General features: G+C 37.1%; 14 protein-coding genes. 10 read left to right on the plus strand and 4 right to left on the minus strand.

The features are described 5' to 3' along the window. Positions 1 to 54: 54 nt before the first annotated feature. Both metG and BMS_RS04510 read left to right on the plus strand, forming a co-directional pair. Complete coding sequence (metG, locus tag BMS_RS04505; RefSeq protein WP_014243607.1) at positions 55 to 1,764, plus strand: methionine--tRNA ligase; 1,710 nt, start codon at positions 55 to 57, stop codon at positions 1,762 to 1,764. Continuing rightward, positions 1,764 to 2,285 carry a hypothetical protein gene (locus BMS_RS04510; protein ID WP_014243608.1) on the plus strand — a complete coding sequence of 174 codons (522 nt, stop codon included), beginning with the start codon at positions 1,764 to 1,766 and terminating at the stop codon, positions 2,283 to 2,285. The genes metG and BMS_RS04510 overlap by 1 nt, the downstream gene beginning before the upstream one ends. Positions 2,286 to 2,299: 14 nt before the next feature. Here the strand turns inward: BMS_RS04510 and BMS_RS04515 are convergent, their stop codons facing one another. Next, a complete protein-coding gene (locus BMS_RS04515; RefSeq protein WP_052590572.1) occupies positions 2,300 to 3,745 on the minus strand; it encodes a leucyl aminopeptidase family protein in 1,446 nt (481 codons plus the stop codon). Between the two features lie 102 nt (positions 3,746 to 3,847). Between BMS_RS04515 and BMS_RS04520 the strand changes: the two genes are divergently transcribed. Continuing rightward, on the plus strand, positions 3,848 to 5,419 hold the full coding sequence (locus BMS_RS04520) for a protein adenylyltransferase SelO (RefSeq protein ID WP_014243610.1): 1,572 nt from the start codon (positions 3,848 to 3,850) through the stop codon (positions 5,417 to 5,419). A 53-nt stretch (positions 5,420 to 5,472) separates the two neighbouring features. Beyond that, complete coding sequence (locus tag BMS_RS04525; RefSeq protein ID WP_014243611.1) at positions 5,473 to 5,925, plus strand: hypothetical protein; 453 nt, start codon at positions 5,473 to 5,475, stop codon at positions 5,923 to 5,925. Here the strand turns inward: BMS_RS04525 and BMS_RS04530 are convergent. Together BMS_RS04530 and BMS_RS04535 are read right to left on the minus strand one after the other, a co-directional pair. Continuing rightward, complete coding sequence (locus tag BMS_RS04530) at positions 5,920 to 6,315, minus strand: thiol-disulfide oxidoreductase DCC family protein (RefSeq protein ID WP_014243612.1); 396 nt, start codon at positions 6,313 to 6,315, stop codon at positions 5,920 to 5,922. The genes BMS_RS04525 and BMS_RS04530 overlap by 6 nt on opposite strands. Before the next feature lie 142 nt (positions 6,316 to 6,457). Beyond that, a complete protein-coding gene (locus BMS_RS04535; protein ID WP_014243613.1) occupies positions 6,458 to 7,534 on the minus strand; it encodes a methyltransferase in 1,077 nt (358 codons plus the stop codon). A gap of 83 nt (positions 7,535 to 7,617) precedes the next feature. Between BMS_RS04535 and ylqF the strand changes: the two genes are divergently transcribed. Both ylqF and BMS_RS17725 read left to right on the plus strand, forming a co-directional pair. Further along, a complete protein-coding gene (ylqF, locus tag BMS_RS04540) occupies positions 7,618 to 8,592 on the plus strand; it encodes a ribosome biogenesis GTPase YlqF (RefSeq protein WP_014243614.1) in 975 nt (324 codons plus the stop codon). Between the two features lie 26 nt (positions 8,593 to 8,618). Beyond that, entirely contained in the window at positions 8,619 to 9,077 is a 459-nt protein-coding gene (locus BMS_RS17725; protein WP_014243615.1) for a hypothetical protein, read from the plus strand. On the opposite strand, the gene BMS_RS04550 is transcribed toward BMS_RS17725, so the two are convergent. Next, on the minus strand, positions 9,074 to 9,655 hold the full coding sequence (locus BMS_RS04550; RefSeq protein WP_014243616.1) for a 3'-5' exonuclease: 582 nt from the start codon (positions 9,653 to 9,655) through the stop codon (positions 9,074 to 9,076). The two genes, BMS_RS17725 and BMS_RS04550, sit on opposite strands and share 4 nt — an antisense overlap. Positions 9,656 to 9,712: 57 nt before the next feature. Between BMS_RS04550 and BMS_RS04555 the strand changes: the two genes are divergently transcribed. The 4 genes from BMS_RS04555 (at position 9,713) to BMS_RS04570 (ending at position 12,584) form a co-directional block, all read left to right on the plus strand. Continuing rightward, positions 9,713 to 10,297, plus strand: coding sequence for a pyroglutamyl-peptidase I family protein (locus BMS_RS04555; protein ID WP_014243617.1), 585 nt, complete (start codon positions 9,713 to 9,715; stop codon positions 10,295 to 10,297). A 180-nt stretch (positions 10,298 to 10,477) separates the two neighbouring features. Beyond that, positions 10,478 to 10,672, plus strand: coding sequence for a cold-shock protein (locus BMS_RS04560; protein WP_014243618.1), 195 nt, complete (start codon positions 10,478 to 10,480; stop codon positions 10,670 to 10,672). Positions 10,673 to 10,739: 67 nt separating this feature from the next. Beyond that, entirely contained in the window at positions 10,740 to 12,035 is a 1,296-nt protein-coding gene (locus tag BMS_RS04565; protein ID WP_014243619.1) for a DEAD/DEAH box helicase, read from the plus strand. A gap of 39 nt (positions 12,036 to 12,074) precedes the next feature. Further along, on the plus strand, positions 12,075 to 12,584 hold the full coding sequence (locus BMS_RS04570; protein WP_014243620.1) for a hypothetical protein: 510 nt from the start codon (positions 12,075 to 12,077) through the stop codon (positions 12,582 to 12,584). The last annotated feature ends 2 nt before the right edge of the window (positions 12,585 to 12,586 follow it).

Raw genomic sequence — 12,586 nt, forward strand, 5'->3', positions numbered from 1 at the left:
ATTCACTCAATTTTGCTAAGTTTTCTTCTGATTATTTATATTTGGAGCAATTAAATGCAAGAAAAGAAGTACCTCATTACGGCAGCACTCCCATATGCAAATGGACCGATTCACTTTGGCCACATGGCAGGAGCTTATCTCTCCTCAGATGTTTATAATAGACATAGAAAACTACAAGGTCACAAGACATTATTTATAAGTGGTTCAGATGAGCATGGTGTGGCGATTATGTTAAATGCCAAGAAAGTAAGTGAGCCGTATCAGGAGTATGTCAATAAATGGCATAGAGAACATAGTGAACTCTTTAAAGATTTTGGTATCGGTTTTGACTTCTTCGGACAAACATCTGCTGACTACCATAAAGAAGAGGTTATCAAGTGGTTTAAAGTTCTTCATGAAAAAGGATATATTGAGCCAAAAGATTCTCAACAACTCTATTGTAATGACTGTCATAATCATCTTCCTGATCGTTTTGTAGAGGGAACTTGCTACAAGTGTGATTATGAACATGCTAGAGGAGATGAGTGTCCTAATTGTGGTGAGTTCATTGATCCTGTTAAATTAACAAATACAGTTTGTAAGATCTGCGCGAGTCAAAATATTTCTGAGGTAACAGTTACTCAATACTATATTTGTCTCTCTAAGTATCACCCTGAATATAGAAAGTGGCTTGAGACTAAGAGTGATGAGTGGAGAAAGACAGTCTACCCTTACGTTGATAGTTTAACTAAAGAGAATCTACATGATCGTGCCATTACGAGAGATATTGATTGGGGAATAGATGTTCCTCTTCCTAATACTGAAGGAAAGAAACTCTACGTTTGGTTTGATGCTCCTATTGGTTATGTTTCAAATACCAAGAAGTATTTAGAGCAGGTTGAATCTAGTGAAGACTATATCAATGACTGGTGGAATAGCGATGATGTTGAGTTAACTCACTTCATCGGTAAAGATAATATAATTTTTCATACTGTTATCTTTCCAACCATGAGTATGGCCTCTGGAATTTGTAAACCGGCCAATCAAGTGCCTGCAAATCAATTTTTAAATTTAGAAGGAAAGCAATTTTCTAAATCAACAGGTCACTATGTTGATGCGGCGAAGGCCGTTGCTAAGTTTGGACAAAATGCACTGAGATACTATCTACTTTCTATTCTACCTGAGCAGACTGACTCAAGCTTTAGTTGGGAACAACTTCAGGCCAAGGTGAATAACGAGCTTGCCAATAATATTGGAAACTTTCTCAATCGTTGTTTGAAGTTTACGCAGAAGAATTGGAATGAGGGGATGCCTGCTAAGTATTACGAGGGCTTTACTGGCTCAAGTGCTTGTGAGAGTTTGTCCGCCGATATAAAAGCATTAAATGAATTAGTTGATGGTTACAATATTAAAAAGGGTATTGAAAAGGTTATGTTCATTGGTCAAAGTGCCAATAACTTCTTTTCAGACAATGCTCCGTGGGCACAAATAAAAGAGGACAAAGACCTTGCTGGTAAGACCTTGGCCCACTCGTCAATTTACGCTCTATGCTTAGGTGTTATCATGAAGCCGTTTTTACCAGCGCTTTCAGATAGTATTTTAAAGCACTACGAAAATATTTTAACTGAGGAACATCAGAGAAAAATCTATAGTGGAGACTTAAGTGTCATTGATGAGATCTTCTCTAAAGGTCATGTCTTAAGCGAAGAAGTGGTAGCACTAGTTCCAAAGATTGACGATGCTCTTATAAAAGAAGAATTAGAAGCTCTAGAGGCCAAGAAGTAATGGCCTCTTCACCTAAGTTTCCAAGTACAGATTGGGCGTGGCAAATTTCGTCTAAACCAAATGAGACGGCAAAGATTATTCACCCTAGTGGATTTGTATTTGTTTCTCCGGTTAAGCTTAATCGCTTAGATAGATTAGAAGGACATGAGGACTATCTCTATAAGTTAACAGAGAAAGATAGCTTCTTACTTAGTTACACTATTGATTACTTTAGAAGTAAATCTAGAGTAAAAGGTCTATCTGAACACGAGTCTATGATTCTCTCTGCTAATTTAGTTTGTTCATACCGCTTTAGAACACCTCTTGGTACTGAATTCTTCACTGATCAAAAAGCTAAGGATGATGAGTGGAGAAAGTTTGGAGAGCACCTTGTTGTCGTTGAAGGCAAAGAGTATGAAGTCTTTGTGATTGGACATAATAAGGGAACATTGATTGCTGTAACTTTAGATAAGATATCTGATGAAATAAGAAATCTTGAACTTTTAGAATTACCTAGAAGTTACTTCAAGAGAAACTTCTAGGTTTAAATTTCTGACTAAGAGAAGTAGCCAATGAGAGTTTCAACTCCTTGGCCGCTTCCACCTTTTTGCACAAGACTTGGTTTAGAACCATTAGTCCAAGCAAAAATATCTAAGTGGGCCCACTTCGTTTTACCAACAAATTTCTGTAAAAATAGTGCCGCAGTTATGGCCCCACCATGACCACTGGCCGAGTTAACCATATCTGCAAAGTCTGACTTGAGCCCGCTGAAATAAGGGTTATAAAGAGGCATTCTCCATACAAGATCACCCATTTTGTGAGAAGAGCTTAAGAGCTCATCTGCTAGAGCATCGTTATTTGAAAATAAACTTGCGATATCTTGTCCTAGAGCAACTTTTCCAGCTCCAGTTAAAGTTGCAACATCAATCATAACCTCTGGCTTAAGCTCTAGAGCTAAGTCCATAGCATCAGCTAGTGCAAGTCTACCTTCCGCATCAGTGTTGTGAATCTCAACAGTGAGTCCATTTCTTGCTTTATAAATATCACTCGGTCTAGAAGCATTTTCACTGACAGCATTTTCAGCAAGAGCTAGGTAGATATCAACATTCTTTCTTACACCAGAGCTCTCTAGCCATCTAGAGAAACCAACTAAGCAAGCAGATCCACCCATATCTTTTTTCATGTAGCGCATTCCTGCTGCGGGCTTCATATCAAGTCCACCAGAGTCAAATGTGATTCCTTTTCCAATGAGAGCAACTGACTTCTTAGATGCTCCTTTAGGTCTATATTTTAAGTGAACAATTCTTGGTTTATTGTTTGATGACATCCCAACAGAGAGGAGAAGATTACAATTTTCTTTTTGTAACTTCTTCTCATCTAAAATTGTAACTTTCATTGTCTTTGAAGTTTTAAATAAGTCTTTGACTTCGTTTGCATAGCTTACTGGGTTTAAGTCATTTGGCGGAAGATTTACTAAGTGTCTTGCTTGATTTACACCAAGAGCGATGGCCTTGGCCTTATTAACTAGAGAAGTGCTTACTTTCTTATTAAAAGAATTGAATTTAAGTGTTCCAATATTTTCTGATCCATTAAATCTATAGAGGGCTAGCTCTATCCCAACTATTGATCCAATAATCTCTTCTTCACTCTCTGTGTAGAAATTAAAAGTAATCTCTTTTGACTTATCAGCAACTAATGAATTCGTTAGTCTTCCTATTTGTTCTCTTGCACTAGCGTAAAGACTTCTCTCAAGTAGACCGCTGTGAGAGTCAGAACTCTTCGCCTCTAATTTACAAAGGTAGATTGGTCCATTCTTTCCCGTATATGTTGTTTCATTGGAGTTTTTTAGAGCACTCTTTTGCCAAGTCGAAAATTCCTTGGAAACAATACTATGTACATCTTTTTGTGTCTTAGAGTTGTAGATATAAATATTACTCTTAGCAGTGTTTAACTCTTTTGCAGAGGACTTTTTGGATAGGCTTGAACTTACCTTAAATTGCATATTTTCTCCCAATGTAAAATTATTCTAAATTTATACTAGAGTTGTCTTAAAGTGTTAAGGAGTGTTCGTATTTTCTGTCTAATGATGTAGACTAGGGGGACTATGGATAGAAAATTAGATGAATTAGAATTTGAAAATAACTTTGTGAATAACTTTAAGGGAAATGACCAGGTTTCTCGCACACCTAGTGAAACTCTTGACTCCCTTTATACTAGGGCCATGCCAACACCTGTAAGTGGGCCAAGACTCATTGCTTATTCAAGTGAATTGGCCAGCGCTATGGGTATAGATCAGGGCGCTGAAACAAGGGAGAGCGTAGAGATTTTAAGTGGTAATAGGGTCAATAGAACTATGATTCCCTATGCTGCTTGCTATGGTGGTTTTCAATTCGGGCACTGGGCAAATCAGCTGGGAGATGGAAGGGCCATAACTCTTGGTGAAATAAGCAAAGGAAATCAGATCTTTGAACTCCAACTAAAAGGTGCCGGTCAAACAGCTTACTCAAGAAGGGGAGATGGCAGAGCTGTACTTAGATCATCTGTTCGTGAATTCTTGATGAGCGAGGCCATGTTCTACCTTGGCGTTCCCACAACGAGGGCCCTAAGTCTTGTAGATACAGGGGATAAGGTTCTTCGAGACATGTTCTATGATGGCAATAGTGAGTATGAGAATGGAGCCATTGTCTCAAGGGTCGCTCCGAGCTTTCTTAGATTTGGCAATTTTCAAATCCTCTACGCAAGAGGTGAAGTCTCTAATTTAGAGGACCTCCTGAATTGGAGTGTTCAAAAATTCTATCCAGAGATTAAAGAGCAAGGGGATCAAAAGATTATTTCCTTTTTTAGGGAAGTTTCAAAGAGAACATCTCGAATGATTAGCGAGTGGATGCGAGTTGGATTTGTCCACGGAGTAATGAATACAGATAATATGTCCATATTGGGACTAACTATAGATTATGGTCCTTTTTCTTTCTTGGATAATTTTGATCCAAATTTCACTCCAAATACAACGGATCTTCCCGGTAGAAGATATGCCTTCGCTAAGCAACCTTCAATTGCTCTTTGGAATCTCCAGAGATTTGCTGAGAGTCTAATGCCTTTAATGCAGGAGACGAACTTATTAGAAGATGAGGTCTCTAACTTTAAAGAGTATTATACAACTGACTATTATCAGATGATGTCTCGAAAGTACGGTTTAAGTAATTTAAAAACAGAAGAAGGTGAGGAGTTCTTAGATCAGATGAGGTCACTTCTCTATGATTGCAAAGTTGATATGACACTCTTCTTCCAATATCTAATTGATCTTGCAAGAGGTGAGGCAAGTAGAGAAGAGGTGATGAATCACTTTAATGAGTGCTTTTATAGAGAGCTATCAGAGTCTGAACAAAGAGAGTTCTATAATCTTATTAAAGTTTATAAGTCGTTTCTTGAAAAAGACAGTCTAACTACCTCTGAGTCAAGACAGATAATGAGCGAGGCCAACCCTAGATTCATACTTAGAAACTACCTTCTTCAAAAGGCCAGTGAAGAGCTTGAAGCTGGAGACGATACTCTCTTTAATGAACTCTTCACAGCACTTAAGAATCCATACTCTAAGGGGAGTGATAGATTCTTCTGTAAGAGACCTAAGTGGGCGGAAAATAAGGCAGGATCGTCTATGCTTAGCTGTAGTTCCTAAGTAAATTCTACAAGGTTTTCTTATACTCCATAAAATCATGTTAGATTGGGTGGATGCAAAAAGCACTTATCTCTCTATTCATAATTTTGATGTCTCTATCTCTTAGTGCGATGGAGTGTGACCAATTAGAAGATGATTGCGACTACTACTCTTGTATAGAAGAGCAACGTCACTGTGGAAAACGTGGTTATCCTCTAAACTTTGGAAAGAAGTATTGTCTGAAGTTTAATAAAGAAGAGGATAGATTCTCGGAAGAGGGAAAGAGATGGATTCGTGATGTGAGACAATGCCTTATTGATCAGGCACTCGAATCAAAAGATCATTTAAGTTGTAAAGAATTTAAGAAAGAGCAATTTAAGGCCCACGTTCCTTGTTACATAAAAACAGGATACTGTGAGTTGAGTCGAGCTGATCGCTTTGCAGTAAAGAAAGTCATCTATAAATCTATGTGGCGGCCTTATTTAATTTGGTTTGGCATGAAGATTGTCATCAAGTGTAGACTATAGAAATCGATGCTTAATACTCTCATCTAGTAGAAGGCATTGAGTATTATCTTTAAAAAAACGTCTACGATTCACAGCAATGATTTTATAAATAGTATCTCTAAGAATTGGAGGAATAATTATGAATCCAAATAATAGAGAGAGAGGAAATTTCATTTTCCTGAATATTCTAAGGGCCGCGCTGGACTCATAGTAAAGCTCTTCACTTTCTTTTAAAACAACAGAGTCAAGAGTGCGATGACCTAATATTTTTCTTGAGAGATCGGAATCTAGAGGACAGAAGTAGTAATTAGGATTTTTCTCAAACTTTAAGATGAGTTGAATAAATCGACTACATAGCCCGCAATCACCATCATAGAAAACGATATCAATTTCATTTAGGTTCATATTCATTGTAACTCATTGTAATTTGGGCCTTGGCCCACAGAATCTTAATAATCTTAAACTTTAGATTCACGTGCATATGGCCTATAATATCATAGGAGTTCATATGAGAATAGAGACAAGACGCTTGATCATATCCTGCATAGTCTTATTAACGAGTAGATTCTAAGATATGAAATTTCTTATTCTGGTTGATGATTTTGCAATTTCCAAATATCTTTTTCAATTTTAAGTTATATCGCAAGTGTGAGTTTCCAATAACAATGAGCTTTCCACCTCTTTGTAGTTTTTGAAAAGAATTCTTAAACATCTGCCAAGCAATAAAATCTCCAATAGTATTGCCTTGGTGAAAGGGAGGGTTACAGAGAACGAGATCAACTTCACTAAAGTCCTCGTCTTCATAGCAATTAGTCCAATTATAAATGGCGCAATCATCAAAGCTATTTTGATAATTTGCTCTTGCACTCTTAATGGCCATATAAGACTCGTCCACAAAGTGAATTGTTGCACTGGGATTGAGTTGTTTAGCTTTAAGCCCAATGAGTCCATTGGCGCATCCGAGATCGAGAATATTTTTAAAGTCACCACGTGGAATATTTTCTAAAAAGAATCTCGTTCCAATATCTAATTTCTCTCTCGAGAATAAATTACTTTCATTTTGAAGATCTATATCCCACTGTGGAATGCTTATAGAAAGTGGGTATATACTTTGTGCTTCTTCTTTTTCGAGGTTGGCAAAAATGAGTCTCGCTTTCTTCTTTGCCAAGCTAGTAGATGTTTCACCGATATACTTATTGATTAAATCAAAGTGACCATTGGCCATATGTTTAATCATTCCCGAAAAAATAAGTGGTGTAGACTTTGGAAGAAAGCGTGTCAGTTGGATTAATATATCTTCTAAAAAGGACAAGTTCTTAGGTAGTTTTATAACGACTAGATCGTAGTCTCCTTTAAGATCATTTAAATCATTTAGAAGATTTGGAGTGGAGGGCATATTTTGTTCAATGGCCATCTTTGAAACATAGGAGTCGCTATAGCAGTAAATCTCTCTACTCTCAGAGGCCTTGCAAAGTGCTCCAAAGCTATCATTAATTAAGAGCAGCTTTTTACACTCACAATACTTAGGTGTTTTAAGGTATTCTCCTACTAATTCGTCTGAAGCATCCCATGCTTTTAAAGGGTCATTCTTTATAATGGGATAGCGCTTGAGTTTTGAAAAATCTGTCATGGGCCATTTATTAGCATAGCTTAGTGATTTAAGCTATTTAGTTAGATTTTTCTGTATTTATTTCAATATGACCAAGAGGAGAGTTGCTTAATGTTATTTCGGCCGATAACTACTTGAAAGTAAATATTTTGAGGAATGAAATGGCAAAGAAGGCAAAGAGAAGCTATAGCGAAGATATTACTCTAACAGAGTATCGCGACCACACTAAGGCATTTAACTGGTTTCCAGGACATATGGCAAAGGCCATGAAGCAGGTTGGAGAGAAGTTGAAGATGGTGGATATCGTTCTCGAACTTCGTGATGCAAGAATCCCGCTGCTATCGGGAAATGAGGATTTAAAGAAAGTTCTCGGAAATAAGTGTCGTTTAATTGTTCTCAATAAAGTTAATCTCTGTGACCCTGAAAAATTGGCCGACTGGAAGAAGTGGTTTGATGATAATGGCGAGCATCACATCTTTATCAACGTCTTAGATCGAAATGCAGTGAAACTCATTACCGAAAAATCCAGAGAAATTGTCGTTGCTAATCGCATAGCTTCAGGTGGAAGTGGTGAGAAGACAAGAAAGTTTAGAATGATGATGGTAGGGCTTCCAAATACAGGCAAGTCAACTTTAATAAATTCTCTTGGAGGAAGAAAGGCCGCTAAGAGTGGTGATAAACCGGGGCTAACTCAATCTCAACAGTGGATTAAATTAGCTGGTGATATAGAGTTACTAGATACTCCTGGGATTATGCCAAGAAAGATTGAAACACGTGAAGAAGGTATGTGGCTTTGTGCAACTCACGCAATTAAAGATCAGATTCTTGGGCAAGAAGAGGTTGCCTGCTTTGTTGTAGAGTATCTAATGAAGTACTTTCCAAAGAATTTGGAAGAAAAATATAATATTGATAAACTCGCCACTTCTAGTGGTGAAGTTCTTGAGCAAATTTCTCTTAGTCGCGGATTCATTAAAAAGAAAGGGGTGGCAGACTTCGATAGAACATTTGCAACAGTTTTATCTGACTTTCGTAAAGGTGAACTGGGATTAATTACCTTCGAAAATATTCCTATGCTATAATTTCTCTTTATCTTTAGGGAGAAATTATGGACCAAAACTTTTGGCGTAAATGCATTGTTTGTAAAAAAGAAATTAATTTCACTACGAAGTACTATAAATGCTCTGTGAGTTCATGTGATAAGAAGCGTGCTCCAGCGCAGTTTTGTTCAGTTGACTGTTGGGGTGTTCACAGTAGTACTCTCAATCATAAAAGCGCTTGGGCCGAAGAGTTTCATTCTCCGTCAAAAGAGCAGTGGAAAAGCGCTCCTAAGGTGAGAATTGTCTCGTCTTCTAAGAGTAGTACATCAGCTGATGTTGAAGGATTGCCAAAAGATATTCTAGTCGTTGTCTCTAAGCTCAAGGCCTATGTGAAGGCACGCGGAGATTTAAATACTTCGGCAGATGTGAGTGATGTTCTATCAGATATCATTCGAAGAGAATGTGACCGCGCAATTGAAAGGGCCAAGAGCGATGGAAGAAAAACATTAATGGGAAAAGACTTTTAATTCTTGGCCAATTGCATTTTCTTATAAATTTGTAATCCAACCCACGCATCACAAGCGGCATAGTGAATTTGCGCTTGAGTAAGCTTGGGTTGTTCCCAATTTGTGATCTTTGCTCTTTTAGAGAGTCTATAATTTAGAAAGATGGCACAAAGGGCCCTCAGTCCAAAATTTTTCACTCCCAATTCCTTCGCGACATCTTGTAACTCACAAAAGCTCTCTTCTTTAAAAGGATTAAGTTTTTGTAGAGATTTAATATCATCTCTTACCGCCACACCAGCTTTGACAATATTCTCATCGGCCAATAGGTCTACGAGTTCATTAGGAAGTTTCATTTTATTTAATCTAAAGAGATAGGCATCATTTTCTGTCGAAAGTTGAAGAAGGGCCACGTCATAGTTTTCACCCTTTTTAAAACTTGGTCTCGTTTCAGTATCAAAACCTAGAATCTCTTCACTACTTAGTTTCTTTGCAATCTTAATTGCCTCAGCATCATCAGTGATAAGGTGAATATTGCCTTGAAACTTAAGCATTTCAAGTTTGTTAATTTCTTCTTTCTCTATACTCTTTTTAAAACTCATTGGATTAACTTATCATGTGTGAGAGGATTCTTCTATATCTTATATGGAGAGTTAGTTTTGAAAATTCTAGTTACTGGCTTTGAGCCATTCGGTGATATCTCAAGCAATTGTACTCAAATGATAATCGACAAATTTAAGAGTGAAAGCCTAGTAGATACTCTGATTCTTCCTGTTGTCACTACTAAGTGTTTTACTGTTTTAGAAACATTTCTTGCGGGTAAAGAATACGATTTTATTATTCTTCTAGGGCAGGCGAGTAAGAGAGATAGAATATCAATTGAGCGAGTAGCACTTAATGTTTTAGACTTTCCGATTGCAGATAATGATGGAAATCTCATTGCTCATAAGAAGATTATTGAAAATGCGAGCGATGGAATTTTTACGGGCCTTCCCTTAGAGGAGTTACAAAGAACTTGTAAAGAGAAGTCGATACAGGTAGAAGTTTCAAATTGTGCTGGGACTTATATTTGTAATGAAATTTTCTTTAGAACATTATTTAAGTTTAGAAATAGTAGAACTAAAGTTGGCTTTATTCACCTGCCACTTGTTCTTGAGCAAAATATTTCATCGAATAGGGTGAATATTACAATAAATGATTTATATCAGAATTTAAAAATTGTCTTAGGTAGCCTAGTTAAGTAGTTGATTATTCAAGAGAATTCCTAGGGGAATATTTCTTGTCTATCTATTTTGCGTCGCATTTTGTTTTGTGTCTAAATATTGTTTTTTTATCGTTGCTTTATATACGCTATAATACTATAAATATGACTAATAAATTGTTGTTATATTACATAGCGACGCGAATACGTTTAAGGAATATTTATGGAAACAGGTAAAGTTAAATTTTTTGATCAAGAAAAAGGTTTCGGATTCATCACTCCAGAGAATGGTGGAAAGGATATCTTCGTTCACATTACGGGAATTCAGAGTGGACCTCTTAATGAAGGTGACACTGTTGAGTACGAAGTTGGTGAAGGGCTAAAAGGACCTTGTGCTGTAAACGTATCTCGCAAGTAAGACTTTTAATTAAAAGAATTCTTTAAAGGAGATCATCTCGATCTCCTTTTTTTTTATCCGGTTATGAATGACTCAATTTAAAGATCTCAAACTCAGTAGCAAATTATTAAAGACTCTAGCCGATAAAGGCTATTCAACCCCAACAGATATTCAACGAGAGGCCATCCCACTTATTTTAGAGGGAAGGGATATTCAAGGAATTGCACAAACAGGCTCTGGTAAGACGGGAGCTTTTTCAATTCCAATGATCGAAAATCTTTCTCGTTCTAAGCAAGTAGTGAAGGCCAAGAGAGCAAGGGCCCTTATACTTACTCCTACGCGAGAGTTGGCGAATCAAATTAATGGGCAGGTTGAGATTTACTCTAAGGGTATGAATTTGTCTTCAGCTGTGATCTTTGGTGGAGATGGTCCATTAAATCAAGTGAGAAAGCTTGCAACTGGAGTTGATCTTTTGATTGCGACACCGGGACGTTTATTGGACTTTCTACAAAGAGGTCATATTAAGCTAGATGAGTTGGAAACTTTTGTTCTTGATGAAGCAGATAGAATGCTTGATATGGGATTCATCAAAGATATCGAAAAAATTATCGAGAGACTACCAAAGAAGAGGCAGACTCTTTTTTTCTCTGCAACGATGCCAAAGGATATCTCTAAGTTAGCAAGCACGATTCTAACTAGGCCTAAGATTATTGAAGTCTCTCCTCCATCAACTCCGGTAGAATCTATTGCTCAATATTTAATTCATATTGATAGAGTACAGAAGCCAAAACTTTTAAAGAAGATCATTAATGAATCTGTTAGTGAGAGTGTGATTGTTTTTACTAGAACCAAGTACGGTGCTGATAGAGTGTGTAAGCACTTAATGAAAGCAGGAATAGAGTCTAGCTCGATTCACAGCAATAGAAGTCAAGGTGCCAGAGAGAAGGCATTGGCTGCTTTTAGAAATAAGAAAATTAAGGCCCTTGTCGCTACGGATATAGCTGCGAGAGGAATTGATGTAGATGGAATTAGTCATGTGATAAATTATGATGTTCCTCTAGAGGCCGAGAGCTATATTCATAGAATAGGTAGAACTGCCAGAGCAGGTAAGTCTGGTGTGGCCTATACTTTCTGTGATCCTGCAGAGACGAAGTCTTTAAAGGCCGTTGAGAAATTACTAGGCTTTAAAATTAAGGTTAATTCAGACTTTGAAATTACGGAAGAAACTGACACTATTCCTCCAATAAATAATCCGGGACGAAAGCTTCGAAATCCTAACCTTACAAAGAAGAAAGCGAATAAAAAATCTCAAAAGAAAGTGATTAAACCAAAAGCTCCCTCTAAGAAGAGGTTTTCAGGCAAGAAAAAACCTACCAAGTCTTAGTATATTGATTGAAATTTTTCTCCATGCTAAAATTTTAGCATGAGTAAAAAGACCTATTTAATACCAAGCTTCTCTAGAGTGATACCTAGTAAGCAGACTAGAAAACTTGCTAATCAAGCTACTCTTGGAAGATCATTAGAAGACTTCGATAATTATGGAGATTGGTTCTTCTACGGTCACGTTGATCCTGTTCAGAGATATCTTCACTTATTTGGAATGTTGACTGGAACATTGCTCTACCTTCATTCCATAATCACGCTCATAAATCAGCAGTGGTTAATTTTAGTAATTGAACTTATTCTTGCAACTTTCCTCTTTTATGGAACAGGTGTCCTTTCTCATATTATCTACGATAAGGGCGCTTCAAAGTCGGACCCTAAGTTTTGGAGTGTAACTTTTAAGGTTGTCGTCTATATCAACCTACTCACATTGGTAGGTCGCTTTGATAAAGTCTTTAGAGAGTATGTGGAGAAGTATCCCTTTACTAGAGAAGACTATCAACTCATTGAAGTCGATAAGCTTGGAATTTGGAAAACAATTTTTAAATAGGG

It is taken from the genome of Halobacteriovorax marinus SJ, assembly GCF_000210915.2.
Lineage (GTDB): Bacteria > Bdellovibrionota > Bacteriovoracia > Bacteriovoracales > Bacteriovoracaceae > Halobacteriovorax > Halobacteriovorax marinus.

Excerpts from the sequence above, each read along its gene's own strand:
- BMS_RS17725 (WP_014243615.1), top strand. The coding sequence starts at position 8,619 with ATGGACCAAAACTTTTGGCGTAAATGCATTGTTTGTAAAAAAGAAATT.
- BMS_RS04520 (WP_014243610.1), top strand. The coding sequence starts at position 3,848 with ATGGATAGAAAATTAGATGAATTAGAATTTGAAAATAACTTTGTGAAT.
- BMS_RS04560 (WP_014243618.1), top strand. The coding sequence starts at position 10,478 with ATGGAAACAGGTAAAGTTAAATTTTTTGATCAAGAAAAAGGTTTCGGA.
- BMS_RS04550 (WP_014243616.1), bottom strand. The coding sequence starts at position 9,655 with ATGAGTTTTAAAAAGAGTATAGAGAAAGAAGAAATTAACAAACTTGAA.
- BMS_RS04530 (WP_014243612.1), bottom strand. The coding sequence starts at position 6,315 with ATGAATATGAACCTAAATGAAATTGATATCGTTTTCTATGATGGTGAT.
- BMS_RS04535 (WP_014243613.1), bottom strand. The coding sequence starts at position 7,534 with ATGACAGATTTTTCAAAACTCAAGCGCTATCCCATTATAAAGAATGAC.
- BMS_RS04565 (WP_014243619.1), top strand. The coding sequence starts at position 10,740 with ATGACTCAATTTAAAGATCTCAAACTCAGTAGCAAATTATTAAAGACT.
- BMS_RS04515 (WP_052590572.1), bottom strand. The coding sequence starts at position 3,745 with ATGCAATTTAAGGTAAGTTCAAGCCTATCCAAAAAGTCCTCTGCAAAA.
- BMS_RS04510 (WP_014243608.1), top strand. The coding sequence starts at position 1,764 with ATGGCCTCTTCACCTAAGTTTCCAAGTACAGATTGGGCGTGGCAAATT.
- BMS_RS04525 (WP_014243611.1), top strand. The coding sequence starts at position 5,473 with ATGCAAAAAGCACTTATCTCTCTATTCATAATTTTGATGTCTCTATCT.
- BMS_RS04570 (WP_014243620.1), top strand. The coding sequence starts at position 12,075 with ATGAGTAAAAAGACCTATTTAATACCAAGCTTCTCTAGAGTGATACCT.
- metG (WP_014243607.1), top strand. The coding sequence starts at position 55 with ATGCAAGAAAAGAAGTACCTCATTACGGCAGCACTCCCATATGCAAAT.